This is a genomic window from Nocardia paucivorans NBRC 100373, assembly GCF_000308675.1.
In the GTDB taxonomy this organism is placed as follows: Bacteria; Actinomycetota; Actinomycetes; order Mycobacteriales; family Mycobacteriaceae; genus Nocardia; species Nocardia paucivorans.
On record NZ_BAGE01000116.1, the window covers coordinates 1 to 13965 of the forward strand.

Genomic DNA, 13965 nt, shown 5'->3' on the forward strand with positions numbered 1-13965 from the left:
CGCGCTACCCGCTTCGCGGGTGGTGATCGCCAATCCGTTGCTCATGCCTCAATGATAGTCGATGAAGCAGAGAGGCCGCAACCGATCGGCTCGGAGCGGATTCCGGTGAATCGTTGTGCCGCAACAGCTTTCGATCCTGCTCGATTTGCACTGAAAGGCAAAACCATTGCTGCACAGTAGATTATGCTACCTTGTTCTGGTCAAATAGTCGGGCGTCTGGCAGTGTCGACCCATCGACCCGGGTATCGCCGAAAACCGCCAGCCCGATCCGCTCACCCACACGGAACACGCGCGTCTCGGGCTCCCGCCGGTTGATCATGTCCTGTACCGGATCGTCCGACCGTGGCGTGTAGACCTCGACCAGGACCGAACCGTCCGCACAGACCGTCACGTCGGTCACGTCCCGGCCGTCATCGGTCGACATACCCACCGTCACCGACTCCACCGGCAACGAATACTTCACCGGGTCAACCGGTCCCGAATCGGCCGCCCCACAGTGCTCACACTTGCCCATGCTCTGCCAAACCTCCTTACTCGCAACGAATCCTTACCCACGCCGAAAACCGTTGCCGCCCCAGCGGGCCGAGGGCGATAGCGGTGCCCCCGACCCACCACGCGGCCCGGTCGAATCACTCACCGGGCGAGGCAGCTTCGGCCGCCTCGATCCACCGTTTTGCCTCCTCCGCCGTCTTGGTACCGTCCAGCCGCCACACACCCGGCCATGCCGGGTACTCGTTCGGTATGTACTCCATCTAGATCCCCTCCAACGGGTCGAAAACGAACAGATCAGACCGCGACCAGATGCGCGGTACGGGCGTAACCGGCCAGACCGGCCGCGAGGCTCGGATCACTCGGCTCATACGCGCACACCTGAATCAGGCGACCGGCGCGCACCGTCCACACCTGCACCGGATCACGGCCTGTACGCGCCCGAAACGCGGCCTTGACCCGCTTACCGGCGTGCGAACCGAACCGCCGGCACATCTCGGCATCCGCACCCAAGGCGGACATGTGCGCGGTGATCGTGACCAACAACCCACCCGCCAGCGCCCGCGCAACCGCCGCGCCGTTGCGGAACCGCGTGATCGCCGCCGCCTGAATCCGAGCGACGCGGCGCAGGTGCGCCTTCGCCGCAGCCAGGCGAGCCGCGCGAGCCGGACGGTAGAGGGTGCAGATCATGGCCGAAACTCCTTCTTCCCGGGGGCGCTTCCCCCTCCTGACACCCACAACATTACACCCTTTTGGATTGCATGTCAATCCGTACGGGTTTTCGGGGCAAGTGGGGCCGGCGGCGGGGCGCGGCCAAGGGGTGCGCGCCTCGGGGCCGGCCGAGCAATGCGAGAGCTATACCGGACAATCAACAGCGCGGCGGTCGGGGCGGGTACGCGCCACCCCTACCGCCGCCCTACCGCCGCGCAGGTGGCCTACGCGGTTCGCGCCGCCGCCTCGCCGGGGTGATGGGGGCACGCGCATCCATAGCGCGGGCACCGGCCGTTCGGGGCGGTCACCGGGTGCAGATATGGGTGTTCACACCGGCACACCGGCACCCAGTCACCAGTCCGGGTCACCGACTGCGGACGCACCGAGCGCAGTCGGTTATCCGGGTGGTAGTGATCGCGCAGGGTCAGCCGGCCATCTTCACCGATGGTGGTGAGCACGTACTCACCGTGCGCGCAACGGATCGACCCGTGATAGCCGACGACATCCCCGACCCGCAGATCGGCCAGGACCTCGCCCGCCGGCGCCTTGTCGGCCGGTTCCGGATTCGGATTCGGGCGCCACCGCATCGCGTCCTCACTGACGACCCAGTCAGCGAACGCACCATCGATGAGGTCGATGACACGGTCGGCGGCTTCGAGGTTGTCGGTCATGTCCCTCTGTTGTTGTTGTGTGAATTTCGGTGCCGTCGACCGGGGGCGCGGGGTGATAGCGGCACCCCGCGCCCCCGCTAGTGATGCGCATCGACACGATGTGGTTGCACTCGGCCATGTACTGGACGGCATCGGCGAGCGCTTCTGCGGCGATGTCCGACAGACCGATAGTGCAGCTCGGCGGCGCGGCGGCAGGCGCGTTCCTGCCGGTAGGCGCGCACCGCCAGCGGGGACAGGGCGAGCGTGCCCAGCACCCCGGACGGGCCGAAGCCGGCTAACGCGGCGGCCAGGACGGGGCCGAATAGCGCCCACGCCATATAAGCGGCCACCCACAGCGCGCCGAGTACGGCCAGCGCGCCCGCGGCGGCCAGTACCGCCCGGGGGCGGGTGAGTCGGTTGCGTCGGGACTCGCCCGCTCCGGGGCCAGTGGCCAGTGCTCCGATCAGCGATATCCCGACCATGCGCGGGGCCTCCTTTCTCGTGTTGTCCGACCGACACCCCAAACATTACACCCAATTAGCTCGCTAGTCAATCCAATTGGGTCTAATGTGTGGGGTGAATGGGCGGCGGGGTAGCGGATGACGCACCCACCGATCGAAAGTCCTGGTCAGGCCGTTGATTTCGCGGGCGGCGCCGCTCCGGTCGCCCTCGAAGCAGCCCGCGCTCTCGACTGCCCTCCCGAGGCCTGGGCGACGCAGGGACGACCCCCGGCACGCCGAGGGCGGTCTCGAGCACACGAAAAGGCCGGGTCACTCGCCTCGCGCTACCCGTTCAAACCTGCGCGGGGTGAGGTCCGGCACCGCCGGCAGGTAACCGGCTCCTCGGTGAGCGTGGCCGCCGCGCTGGTGATCGCGCCGCAATCGGCCTTACCAACCGCCGAGCCGGCGCGGTTCTCTCCTCGAATGCCCTGGTCGGTGTAGCGACGACCGAGGGTGAGGGCACGCACGGTTCTCCGCGCGGCGCGGCCGTGGATCTTCATCGACTGCAATTCCTTTCTCTTACCGGGTGACCCGCTCGGGTGAGGGGTGCGCGGCGATAGCGGCGCCACGCACCCTCACCCGGGGCGCGTCGTGGTGAGTGGCCTAGTCGTCGTAGCGGTCGAACACCGGCAGCGCGCGGGGGGCCGGGTAGCGCAATATCTCGCTCAGCTCGACGACGAAGCGGTTATCGCAGGTGGTGGCGTAGTTGCCGCCGAACATCGCGCCGTCGCGGCGGTCCACCCACGTGGGGTCGGGGGCGTCGATCGGTTCGATGTGCGCTCCGGCACCGTCGATCACCACCGCCGCCGCGGGGGCCTTCTCGTGCGGGCCCAGCACGCGCCAGTCACGCGGCAACGTCGCCTCCAGTCCCTCCGGCCCCTCGAGCACGATGGCGACCAGGGTCAACGACGCGCACCCCGCCGTGAGGTTCTTTCCGCCGCGGCCTCCGCGGACGGGACGCAGGACCTCGACGTTCAGCCCCCGGACCTCGGGCCCGAGGAGAGGCGTCGGGCCGGTGCCGCGCCGGCGGGACGGCCCACCGGGCAGGGGCGGATGGATACGACGCGGACCCGGCGGCGTGGGGGTCGAGAGTGCGGGGCGGCGAAAGAGATTCATGGCTTGCTCCCTTGTTCAATGGTTCCGGCACCCTCAACATTACGCCTAATTAGACTGTAAGTCAATCCATATAGGTTTATCGTTAGGGGGTGGGTGGCGGACAAGTAAGGGCACCGACCCACGACATCGACACGAAAGCACTGGTCAGGACCTTAATTCCGGGTCGGATACACCGACGACCCCGGGAACGCGCGGGCGGACCTCGGCGCAGAACAGGGGATGTGACCTCGACCCGGCTCTCGCACTGGGGATGTCGCACGCTCCCTACGGCAGAGCGCGTAGCCGGACCGATGTGGGACGGTTCCGCCCGGTGTCCCGGGCCGGCTGGACCCTTATCCACGTTTCGGGCTACCCGGTGGTGCAGTCGAACCCCACAACCCCAGTAGGGAAGACGTCACGCCAGGGCACCGACAGGAAAAGGAACGCGCGCAGCGCGTGCTGTGGTTCGGCGCTCCCCATCACCCTCGGTCGGGTGGCGGGCCGGCCGGCTCCGGGTGGAGGGGTGGTGGTGAGCGCAGGACCCCCCCGGAGGCGACGGCGGATCAAGGCACACCGGTGTCTCGTCGCGTCGCCTCTGGGGGAACCTCGGCAGGCTGACACGTCGTCGTCTCCGGTATGGAGCCGGGCGTATGGAGCCGCTGAGGAGCGCTACGGGTATTACTCGCCTGCGCTGGGACCGGTCAATGTCCTCGGCTGTCGAGGCCGCGCGCACACCACGCCCGTGCGGTCCTCTGTCGCTCTGCGCGTCCAGCGGGTCGGGTCCACCTTCACCCCGCGACGCCGAGAACTCAAAAGCCTCATGGAGTCCTACCGGAGGGCCAGCCGGGGGGCGAAAAGGGCCGGTGACGGTGGGTGCCGTCCCACCTGTCGCCCACGTCCACAACCCACACCGGACCGGTGCTTGGGACGCCAAGGTTTCCTGGGGTATCCTTGTCCCTGAAGTTTTTGTGGCTTCCGCGAAACGCGCCCGGTCCGCCAAGATGGGGCGCGTTTCGCATTTTCCGGGCCAGGTGCTCCCGGGGTGTGCTCGAGGTTGATCCTTCCACCAAACCCGATCACACGCCAATCCGGCGCGCCGACCGCCCCGACCCGACACCGCCGCCGCTCACCGGGCCCTCGAACACCCGCACGACGATCCCCGCCGCCGCGGACCGACGCATACAGTCGCGCGTGCCGACCGAGCGGCCCAACGCGACGCCGACAGCGGCTGTCGACTGCGCTGGTCGATCGTGTGTGCGATCCTGGAGCAGGAACCGGCCGGATACCTCCCGGCCGGTTCCGCTCGTCTTCGGGTCGCTCAGCCTGCCAGCGCCCAGTTGCCACCGCCAACCAACCATTCCTCGGGCCGGCCACCGGCGGTCAACATCTCGTCCACCTGGTTCGCCGCCTCGTTGTCGAGGACATCGGTGGCGGCGCGCAACCACGATGGCGCGACCAGGATGTGACCATGGGGACCGACCTCCAGGGCCACATCCAGATACGGCCGGCACCCCCGTTCGACGAGCAGTCGATACGCGGCGGTGATCGACTCCGGCGAGGCGCCGTCGTTGCCCAGCAGATCCCCTTCGTGCCACGCCAACACCTGCGGGTGCGCCTCGATCAGCGCCGGCCAGTCGATCGGGTGATCGATGCGCCCGATCTCCGGCCACCCCATCTCAGGGGGGTCCAGCCGTGCCCCGTGGTCCAGGACCTTCATCAGCCATTCCGGCAGCAGCCCGTCGGGGAGTCGATACTCGCGGCCCTGGGCTTTCAACGCTGCCATCAGCAGCGCGTCGGCCAACCGCGCCGCGGCCGGTGTGTAGCGGGCGCGTACCCGCCGTTTCTCATCATTCAGAGCCAGCTCGATCGGCGGTATCGGCATCACCGTCTCGGGAGCCCCCACGACGGCATGCACCCCCATCCGGCGTCGGGGGCGTAGGGACGTCACCACGGCCGAAAGGCAGGCACGGGCCGTGCTCCGCAGCGTCCGGTTGTCGAGCAGCCGGGCGGCGGCGGACACATCTTTCATGGCACTTCTCCTCCATCTCTATCTCTTGTGTTGCCCGGCGCTGGGACACAGCGCCGGGAGCTCTTTCCGGGGCCGGGTCGGGGACCACGCGGATCTCGACCGGTTTGCCGGTGGCCTGCGCATAGGCGATTTCGGCTTTGGTGGACTCGCTCTTGTATCCGGCTTCATCGGTGACCACGATGACCCAATCGGCGGCGTCGATCTTGAAGCGGTGCAGCTCGTCGAGCCGGCGTTTCAGCCGTCCGGCCTGCGGTGTCATGTCCATGTGATGTCGATGCGTTCGACTTCGACCAGGTGCACGCCCTCGGCGTCGGAGTAGGAGCCGAAGGTGCCCCATTCCTGGGTCCAGGCGTCCTCGACGAGCATCGCGGCGGCGGCGTGGTCACCGGCGTGCAGCGCGGCGGCCAGCTCGCCGGCGCCGCCGGCGTCCAGGTTCAATGCGGCGCTGCGATGTTCCCGGCCCAGTTCCTGGTAGGCGTCGCCGGCGTCGCGGTATTCGATCGAGGCCGTGATGCGCACCAGCGCGCCCCGGATCGGAGGCAACGCGGCCCGCTCGCGGGCGTCGACCAGACGCACCCGATCCAGCGCGTGACCGGCCGCCCCCCGGAAGGCCTCGGTGTGACCTGTTTGCCAGCGCGACACCGCCGAGGCCGAGACACCCAGCGCGGCGGCCAGCTCCTCCACACCGCCGCGGCGCGCGACCAGGGCGCGGCGCTGCATCAGCTCACCGATACGCGGATGGAACCCCCGTTTACCGGCGCGGGTCCGGCGCATCCAGGCGTAAATGGTGGAGCGGGAGCGGGGAAAGCCGGCGTCGGCGGCAGCGGCCTGCACACCCCGCCACCCGATCTCGGCCCACACCCGCGCCAGCGGCACCTCATCCGACAGGCGCGCCAGCTCGGCCGCGCCCGTCGACCCCGAGATGCGCAGGGCCGCTTCGAGGGTGTCGACGGCATCGCCGGAAACGCTGTAACGCCACCCGCCGCGGGTCACGTGCAGCGCGGCCGGGGTCGGGGTCTGGTCCGGTGGTGGGGGCAAGGGGCGGCGTTGCGCCATCAGGACACCTCCATATCCGTCATATCGTCGTCGGCGGCGGTGGCGCCGGTCTTGCGCAGACGCATCACCTCGGTCGTGAACGCCGACAGCCTGCCCTCGGCCAGGGTGGTCTCCCGGGCGGTGATCAGGGCGGCGCGGTCGGTATCGGACAGTGGGGTCACCGCCTTGAGCACCATCCGCCCCAAATTGCCGTCGGTGTCGTCGGAGACCAAGGCGGGGTCCACTCCGGCCGGCAGCAGCCATGTCGTGTCGTCGGTGGTCGCGGCGAACGGAGAGCACTCCCGGCCGGTCGCGGCGCGGATACGGGCGCGGGCCTCCACGGTCTTGCGGCGGATGCTGACCGTGGTCAACGCCTGGATCTGCGCCCGCCACACCGGTTGGGAGTGGCGGCGCCGCCACGGGCCCCAGTCCTCGGGGGATTTGTGCAGCCGGCCGATATAGGACTTGTAGATATCGCCCACGAACGCCTTCATGACACGGTCGTTTTCGGCGACGGCGGTTTTGTAGGCGCGCGACATCAGCATTTGCCACGGTTTGAGCGCGGTCCCGGAGCGTTCCCACACCCACGCCTCGAGGACGGAAACATGGTTGCGGCACCAATCGAGCCCATAGCCGCCGAGGGTCGGGTCGGCGGCCAGCGCGGCGGCGGTCTCGGTGGTCACCCACACCGGCATCACCCCGGCAGCGGCGTCGGGGGCCGGGGCGTTGAACGGGGTGCCGAACGCTCGCCACCAGCTGTCGTGCAGCGGCGGCAGCACATCCCAGTCCGGCACCAGGTCCGGGTGCGGTAGCCCCAGCAGCCACAGTCCCCGCGGCCACTTATTCGGGTTGCGCTCATCGGAGAACCACAGCACGGAATCGAGTCGGTCGCCCTCGAGGGGCATCGACTTTCCCAACACCAGCGACGCGCCCGCCGACCCGAGGTAGGACCCGCGCCGATCCGGCACCACCAGCGCGGCGGCGGTCTCGATCTCGGCGACCGACGGCAGCCGCCACCACGACAGACGCGGCTCGATATCCCCGACCGGCGGGCACAGGGTGAACGGCGGGATCGGGCCCGGCCCCGACGGGATCACCACATCACGGCCCTTGAACTGGACGCCTCGAGCCGCGGCGCCGCCGCGTTTGGCGGCGTTGGACTCGTTGATCTTGGCGCCGGCCTTCCACCCGCGGTCGACCAGCGCCGCGCCGGTGGCCGCACCCGTCACGCTCGGCAGCATCCCCAAAACCTCCACACACCAGGCCAGCCGTCGCGCCAGCTCCAGCCGCGCGGCCTCCGGGTCGGCGTCCGAGTCGGGCAGGCCGGTGCCGGCCGCCGGTGAGCCCAGCACGCCGAGCTTTTCGCGGGCATTGCCGTCGGCGGTCGCTCCGCCGGTGGTCCAGGCCAGCACTTCCAGCACCACATCCACCCGCACCGACCGCGCACCGGTCTTACCCTTTCGGGGATCGGGTATCCGCTCGAGGCGCACCCGCGCCCCGCCTTCGCGCCACCCCTCCCGCAGTCGCCACCCGAACCGCTCCAATTCCGCAGCGGAGCCGGCCACCTTGTCGGCGATGCGGCGGCGCGTCTCGTCCCGAACCTGGATATCGGTCATGCCCTTGACCTTCTGCACAGGCTCCGGCACCCACCCCAACGCATCCGCGGCTTCCCCCAGCACCCACACCTGAGCGACGACGCCCACCGACTGCAACCGGCCCGCGTCGGTCGCCTCGGTCAGTATCCGCGCCAACTGGCCCACCGAGGTGACCGGCGGACGCACCGGGATACCCGGGCACTTCGGGTCATTGGCCGCCGGCGCGGTCGGCATCCAACACCCGTCGGTGGTGATGATCAACGCCACCTCGTCCACATGCGGACGTGCCGCGGTCCGTGCGGCCATCACCGATCACCCCCCGTCACCTCGAGACATACGCGCACGCAGCTCTCCGGCCTTGCGGGGTCGAGGGGCGCCCATTCGCCCCACTGGTGAATGGCCAACGCACACAAGGCTCGTGCGATGCAGTCGGAGCACCGCACCCTGTCGGTGGTCACCGTCCACCCGCACGATTCGACACGCCGGCGCGCGGAATCGACGTCGTAGAACAGGACCGCGCCGTCCTCACCGTCTTCGAAGCTCTCCCCACATCCGTCGCAGGTCACCTCGAACAGTTGCCGCGCGGTGATCATGCGCTCATCCCCGTCCGCGATCCGGATGCCTTGCTGTGGCTCATCTGCTCGATTCCTTCCCGGCCGCCTATGCGACCCTCATAGAGGGAACCGGCCGGATAGCGGCCGGCCGGTTCCCTCGTCCTGCTATTTCGACTCCTGCGCCAACTGGGCGAATTCGGCGGCATCGGCCAGCAGCAGCGTCTCCATCTCCGCCTACTTCGTGTCACCCTGGGCCAGGGTGACGATGGCGGCGGAGAGCATCTCCATCACGAACTTCTGGGTGCGGGTCATTACACCCGTCTGGGCGATGATGTCGTTGCCGATGAGAGCCCAGGCCTCGGTGGAGTCATGGGTGGCCAACAGGTCACGCGCGGCGTTCACCCGTTCCTCGAGTGTCGCCATCACGTGCGCGAACTGTTGATCAGCCAGGGCGCGGGCCTGTGTCAGCATGTGGTCGTCGGACATTTCGTTCTCCTGCGTTCGAATCGGTCGATCGAGCGGCCGGGCCGTGGTGCCGATATCCCCGGTCCGTCGGATAGGTGATGGGCTCAGGTCAGTGGGCCGGTTCCTCGGGAAACAGCAATCCCGTCAGCAGCCCTTTGAGGGCGGCGGCGGTGGGCATCCCGCTGTCACCGGTGAATGCCTGCATCCGTAGGCCGCTGCTGTCGTCCTCCACGATCACCGACGCGTCACCTACCTCCTCCAGCTCCCAGCTGGGTATCAACCGCACCGTGGCGCGGCGGTCACCTCGGATCAAATCCACGCTGTAGCGCCCGGAATCGGGTATCGCGCCCGCCGGGACGGTCCACGAGTCGGCCGGGGCGACCGCGACATCGCGAGCCGTGGCCCAGGCGGTGACGGCGTCATGTAATGCCTCGACGCGCCGGTCATAGGCATCGGCCACGATATACCGTGCGCGCGAGCCCAACCGATCATCGCGTCCAGGTCGTATCGATCCGCCCAGAAGTGAGCCGGCCCCAGAGCAGCCCACTCCTTGAATCGGCCGAGTCCGTACCTGGGCAAACCGGCAGCAGCCTCGAGGTCTCGCCACAGTTCCTCGGTGTGCACCCACAGCGTCAGCGTTCGATCCGTCTCGATTCCCCGTTCGATGGGGGCGGTCATGCCTGCCGCGTGCTGGTTCGTGGTCATATGGTGGTCCTTCCGGTGCGGGTTCGATGCGCGAGGGAGTAACCCCGCATAAGCATCCGAGGGCCGGGCGGGGATGTCAGGCGTCGCTGTCCGCCTGCGAGCTGCTCAAGGATGATGCGGGCGATGGCGTGGCGCTCTTCGCGGGTGATGGCCACGTGTTTCCTTTCCGGGGGAGCCTTCCCCTCCAACACCCAAAACATTACACCTTTTCGGATTGCAAGTCAATCCGTATGGACACGTGGAGGTAGGAAACGAACCCGGACACCGAACAGGCGGAGGCCGGGGTAGGTACGCGCTACCCCGGCCTCTGCCCTGTCGGTGCTGTGATGGCTACCACCCAAGGCCGCGCCGCCTTCGGTGTCGACGCCGCGGTGCATCTGTGCGGCGAACTCCTCGGCCACATCGGGGATCATGCGGGCGACCGTGCGGCCCTTGCCGAGGGCCAGTACACGCAGGTCGGGGCCGAGTCCGACCCCCGTAGCGGGGGTCACCGACTCGTAGGCCAGCAGCTTGGCCGCGTCCTCGGCGGTGTCATCGAGGTCCGTGTCGTCGGTGGCACCGGCGGCGATGCGGTCGAGCCCGAGGGCGATCATCGCGCGCAGCTTGCGTAGCGCGTCGTCACCCTCGCGGAAGGTGTCCGGGTTGAGGGTGCGGAGCCGTGCGGCCTCGATGAACTCGGCCAGGGCCGCTTCGATGCTCTGCGGGAGGTTGATGGCGGGCATGTCGACTCTCCTTGGTGAGGGGTTGACCGTGCGACACACCCAACAATAGACCTCATTGGTTTGCATGTCTACCCATAAGGGTTTAAAGTCTAGCCACTTGGGCTTACAGTCATAGACATGACGAATACGAAACCGACCCGCTATCTGTCCCTGAGAGGGGTGGCCGCTGTCATCGACCCGACCTATCCCGAGGTCAAGCGATTGCACAAACTGGGGCGACTCCCGAACCCCGACATCGAGATCGGTGGCCTGCCCGACCGTGACGACGAGAACGGCGCCGACCGGGTACGCCCGGCCTACCTGCCGAGCACCATCGCCGACTGGTGGAAGCGTTACGTGCCCATGCAGCGCGGCACCCGCACCGACCTGCGCCCGATCGAACCCCCGCCGACACCGCCGACGCCGCCGCGGTACCTGACGCTCAAAGGCGTGGCCGACCTCACCGGATACAGCTACAACACGGTCAAGGGATATTGGCGCGACGGGCGCCTGCCCGATCCCGATATCGAGGTCGGCGGGCCGCTCGAGCTCGACGGCACCGACGACGCCGTTCCGGTGACCCCGGTGTACCGGATCGAGACCATCGAAACCTGGATGCGCGAAGGGCGCCCCGGCCGCGGTGCGCGCACCGACCTGCACCCGCACCCGGGCGGGCGGCGCCGCTCCACCGAAACCACCGCCTCCTAAAACGCAGTTCGGTCACCGCACAGCATCTGTCACGGTTTCGCACGCCTATCACCGTGTCGTCGTCATGACCTGCGCACACGGTCATGCCCGGGCGGCGCAGGCCTGCGCCGCGGCCGCCATCGTGCACAGGTGTCGGCTACCGGACCGCTATCGGCGCCGAGGGGTACCGGCAGACCGGGGTCGACACGGCAACGGGCCGGTGGGAAATCCCACCGGCCCGTTGCCATACCTTCTTCCGCGTATGCGACCATAACGAAGGGACCGGCCGGCCAGGTCCCGGCCGGTCCCACCTGTTCCATAGGGTCAGATGGCGGCAACAATGTCATAGGCCAGGGTCATCACCCTGACCCGCCCAGTCGGCGGCCACCCACATCGCCGGCGGCACCAGGGTGCGCAGCGCGGCGGTGAGGCGGCGTCCGATCGCCGCCGCTTCAGCGGCCCGCACCTGCCGATACTGGTCATTGCGGCCCTCGAGCCCCAGAGCCGGATTCCACGGCACGCGGTCGAGGATGCGGGAGCATCGGTCGTCGACGTGCTCGGTGGCGTCCAGGGCCCGTGTGCACACCTCCCCGGCCGCGTTCTCCATCCACCGCGCCGCATCTACCAGCGCGGCCAGATCCCCCGCCGCGGCAGCCCGCACCACCTCGGCCCACGCCTCGGCCATCTGCCCGATCCCGGACACGATGTCCAACTCCGCCGCCCGCTCGGCCGCCGAGCGACCGTCACCGCCGGTCATGCCCAACCTCCCGCCCCGGGTCTCGGTTGATGTCATCGTGTCGCCACCTCGATCGATTCCGGCACCCACCCGCCGCCGGCGCGCAATACCTCGCTCACCTCGGCTTTCGTCGCGGCATCGATGATGCCGTCGTAGAACAGTCCCAGGGGGGTCAACAGCACCTGCCCCGTGCGGGCAATGCCTACGCTCATCCGCAGTATGGGCGTCGCCCCGCGGTCGCCGAGCATCCGGTGGGCGGCGAGGATCACCTGAGGCCAGGGGGCGGCGTTGGCTTCGAGGTCGGTGTAATTCCAGGCGATGTCGCCTCGATACCGGTCCACCAGCGTCGGCCAGTCGATGGGGTGCTCGGTGATGGCGAATTCCGGCCAGCCGATCTCGGGTGTCTGCAACCGGGCCGGGTCGAGGGCCTCGAGCAGCCAATCCGGCAGCAGCTCTGTCGGGATCGGTGGAAAGGCGCCGGTGTCCCGCGCCTGCTCGGCGAGCGCCACCAATGCATCGGCGCGGGTGGCGGCGTCCGGGGGATAGGTGGCGCGCTCCCGCATCTCCTCCTCATCCAGATCCAGCGCCGGCGGCGGAGGCGCCGACACCGCCGAGCCACCACCGCCATGCCACCACCGCCATGCGGTGGTGGCCAGAGCGCGGGCGGTGTCCCGTAGTGCTTCCACGTGGGGGGTTTTCATGGTGTTTCTCCTCTTCTTCTTCGTGTGGCCGACGCCGGATCACGGCGTCGGGGTCTTCGGGAGTGCACAGCGCGGCGTCCGGCCGCTCGGCCGGCCCGGTGACTCATCTCGCGTCTTTTTTCTTCCCGGCTCAGCGGCGGGGTCGGTGCGGCGCCAACACGGTCTGTCGCGTGTGCTGCGGAGTGCTGCCCCATGCGCGGGCGATGTCCGACCAGCTCCACCCCTGCTCGTGCAGGGTCCGCCAGATGAGTCGGCGGCAGTCTGCCACCAGGGAGCCGATGCCCAGCGCGCGGGCGTCCAGGTCGGCGAGCGGGTCGGGAAAAGCCGCCCTATCCGCGCCCGCGCCGGGGGCGAGGTCCTCGGGTCGGGACCGCGCCAGGGCGTCGGCGCGGTCGGCGAGCTCACGGGCGGCGACGGCCAGGTCCTGCCAGGGACTGCCGGTCGGGGTCGGCTTGTACATGGGGCACCTCCAGAATGATGACCCCCGGGGCCGGGGCCCCGTCCCCGGGGGCGACGGGAGCGGGGGTCGCTCGGCTCGCGCGGGGATCGGTCAGCGTGCGGTGACGATCACCGAGTCGAGCACCGCGCCGTCGGGGGTCACGGCCAGGACGCGGTATTCGGCGCCGGGCTCACACCCCAGGTCGTGCGCCGACGGCTCCACCCGATCGGCGAGCGGGAGCGCCGCCCGCGTGGCGGATTCGACGCTCACGCGCTGCACCTCGCCGGTCTCCGTCGGGGGTATCGCATAGGTGTGGAGCTCTATCGGGTCCGTGATGCGGTCGTGGGCCTCCACCAGCGCCCAGAAATCATCGTGGCCCAGCGCTTCGGGATCGTAGTCGCCGGTGGCGTCGTAGATCCCCGCGACGATGGCGTCGAGGTCGTATTGGCTGTGGTGGGCGTCCCCCGCGTCGATGGCTTCGATGACGAATCGGCGGGCGTCGTCGGCGGTGTGCATGAGTCCTCCAGGGGTGGGTCGAGATTCGCACCGTACCCTCTATTTTAAACCCTATGGTTTAAAAATGCCAGGGGTTGGCGGCCGCTGCGCAGGATCAGCCGATCCCACTGGACGACGGCCCGGATGCGATTGCGGTGGGCCGGAAGCAGAGACGGCGACATCGCCGGTGGGGCCGGGAATCACCGCCCCGAGACACCAGCAAAGGCGTAGGATGCAGGCAGACCCGCGCACGCGGGGAGTCATCCTCGCCGAGACGAGGATGAGAGGAAGAGCCCCGGTGAACACCGGGGCTCTTCCCATGTCCCAGGGGTCACACCTGCACGGCAGGACACCACCGCGCGGTGGCCGCGGCCTCGA

The 13965-nt window shown here is 68.9% G+C and carries 20 protein-coding genes; 2 read left to right on the plus strand and 18 right to left on the minus strand.

What is annotated here, in order from left to right:
* The coding region (locus ON32_RS29725) for a hypothetical protein (RefSeq protein WP_217998105.1) at window positions 1–180 on the plus strand (180 nt) is incomplete at its 5' end.
* 1 nt (window position 181) lies between these two features.
* Here the strand turns inward: ON32_RS29725 and ON32_RS23615 are convergent.
* From ON32_RS23615 to ON32_RS23675, 14 genes are all read right to left on the minus strand, one after another.
* The gene (locus ON32_RS23615) at window positions 182–445 is read right to left on the minus strand and encodes a hypothetical protein (RefSeq protein ID WP_157224304.1); all 264 of its coding nucleotides are present in this window, start codon (window positions 443–445) and stop codon (window positions 182–184) included.
* A 184-nt stretch (window positions 446–629) separates the two neighbouring features.
* On the minus strand, window positions 630–752 hold the full coding sequence (locus ON32_RS30610; protein WP_281032250.1) for a hypothetical protein: 123 nt from the start codon (window positions 750–752) through the stop codon (window positions 630–632).
* A 34-nt stretch (window positions 753–786) separates the two neighbouring features.
* Window positions 787–1179, minus strand: coding sequence for a hypothetical protein (locus ON32_RS23620; protein WP_040793220.1), 393 nt, complete (start codon window positions 1177–1179; stop codon window positions 787–789).
* Window positions 1180–1424: 245 nt separating this feature from the next.
* A complete protein-coding gene (locus ON32_RS23625; protein ID WP_040793221.1) occupies window positions 1425–1871 on the minus strand; it encodes a hypothetical protein in 447 nt (148 codons plus the stop codon).
* A gap of 77 nt (window positions 1872–1948) precedes the next feature.
* Window positions 1949–2332 carry a hypothetical protein gene (locus ON32_RS23630; RefSeq protein ID WP_040793222.1) on the minus strand — a complete coding sequence of 128 codons (384 nt, stop codon included), beginning with the start codon at window positions 2330–2332 and terminating at the stop codon, window positions 1949–1951.
* 302 nt (window positions 2333–2634) lie between these two features.
* A complete protein-coding gene (locus ON32_RS23635) occupies window positions 2635–2850 on the minus strand; it encodes a hypothetical protein (protein WP_157224305.1) in 216 nt (71 codons plus the stop codon).
* A 103-nt stretch (window positions 2851–2953) separates the two neighbouring features.
* Window positions 2954–3466 carry a DUF8317 domain-containing protein gene (locus tag ON32_RS23640; RefSeq protein ID WP_040793224.1) on the minus strand — a complete coding sequence of 171 codons (513 nt, stop codon included), beginning with the start codon at window positions 3464–3466 and terminating at the stop codon, window positions 2954–2956.
* 1297 nt (window positions 3467–4763) lie between these two features.
* Window positions 4764–5474 carry a hypothetical protein gene (locus ON32_RS23645; RefSeq protein WP_040793225.1) on the minus strand — a complete coding sequence of 237 codons (711 nt, stop codon included), beginning with the start codon at window positions 5472–5474 and terminating at the stop codon, window positions 4764–4766.
* 255 nt (window positions 5475–5729) lie between these two features.
* Window positions 5730–6530: a hypothetical protein gene (locus tag ON32_RS23650; protein ID WP_040793226.1), complete on the minus strand. Its 801-nt coding sequence runs from the start codon at window positions 6528–6530 to the stop codon at window positions 5730–5732.
* Window positions 6530–8410, minus strand: a complete 1881-nt coding sequence (locus ON32_RS23655) for a hypothetical protein (protein WP_040793227.1) — start codon at window positions 8408–8410, stop codon at window positions 6530–6532. The genes ON32_RS23650 and ON32_RS23655 overlap by 1 nt, the downstream gene beginning before the upstream one ends.
* Window positions 8410–8697 (minus strand): hypothetical protein, encoded by a 288-nt coding sequence (locus ON32_RS23660; protein ID WP_040793228.1) that lies wholly within the window; start codon window positions 8695–8697, stop codon window positions 8410–8412. The genes ON32_RS23655 and ON32_RS23660 overlap by 1 nt, the downstream gene beginning before the upstream one ends.
* Before the next feature lie 195 nt (window positions 8698–8892).
* Window positions 8893–9144 (minus strand): hypothetical protein, encoded by a 252-nt coding sequence (locus ON32_RS23665; protein WP_040793229.1) that lies wholly within the window; start codon window positions 9142–9144, stop codon window positions 8893–8895.
* Window positions 9145–9232: 88 nt separating this feature from the next.
* Entirely contained in the window at window positions 9233–9583 is a 351-nt protein-coding gene (locus ON32_RS23670) for a hypothetical protein (RefSeq protein WP_157224306.1), read from the minus strand.
* A gap of 466 nt (window positions 9584–10049) precedes the next feature.
* The gene (locus ON32_RS23675; RefSeq protein ID WP_040793231.1) at window positions 10050–10550 is read right to left on the minus strand and encodes a hypothetical protein; all 501 of its coding nucleotides are present in this window, start codon (window positions 10548–10550) and stop codon (window positions 10050–10052) included.
* A gap of 117 nt (window positions 10551–10667) precedes the next feature.
* Between ON32_RS23675 and ON32_RS29730 the strand changes: the two genes are divergently transcribed.
* Window positions 10668–11237 carry a hypothetical protein gene (locus tag ON32_RS29730; protein ID WP_217998106.1) on the plus strand — a complete coding sequence of 190 codons (570 nt, stop codon included), beginning with the start codon at window positions 10668–10670 and terminating at the stop codon, window positions 11235–11237.
* 322 nt (window positions 11238–11559) lie between these two features.
* Here ON32_RS29730 and ON32_RS23685 read toward each other — a convergent pair whose 3' ends face one another.
* From ON32_RS23685 to ON32_RS23700, 4 genes are all read right to left on the minus strand, one after another.
* Window positions 11560–12009: a hypothetical protein gene (locus ON32_RS23685; RefSeq protein ID WP_040793232.1), complete on the minus strand. Its 450-nt coding sequence runs from the start codon at window positions 12007–12009 to the stop codon at window positions 11560–11562.
* Window positions 12006–12653, minus strand: a complete 648-nt coding sequence (locus tag ON32_RS23690; RefSeq protein WP_040793233.1) for a hypothetical protein — start codon at window positions 12651–12653, stop codon at window positions 12006–12008. Before ON32_RS23690 ends, ON32_RS23685 begins: the two co-directional genes overlap by 4 nt.
* Before the next feature lie 130 nt (window positions 12654–12783).
* A complete protein-coding gene (locus tag ON32_RS23695) occupies window positions 12784–13113 on the minus strand; it encodes a hypothetical protein (protein WP_040793234.1) in 330 nt (109 codons plus the stop codon).
* A gap of 90 nt (window positions 13114–13203) precedes the next feature.
* The gene (locus ON32_RS23700) at window positions 13204–13608 is read right to left on the minus strand and encodes a hypothetical protein (RefSeq protein ID WP_040793235.1); all 405 of its coding nucleotides are present in this window, start codon (window positions 13606–13608) and stop codon (window positions 13204–13206) included.
* Window positions 13609–13965 lie beyond the last annotated feature (357 nt).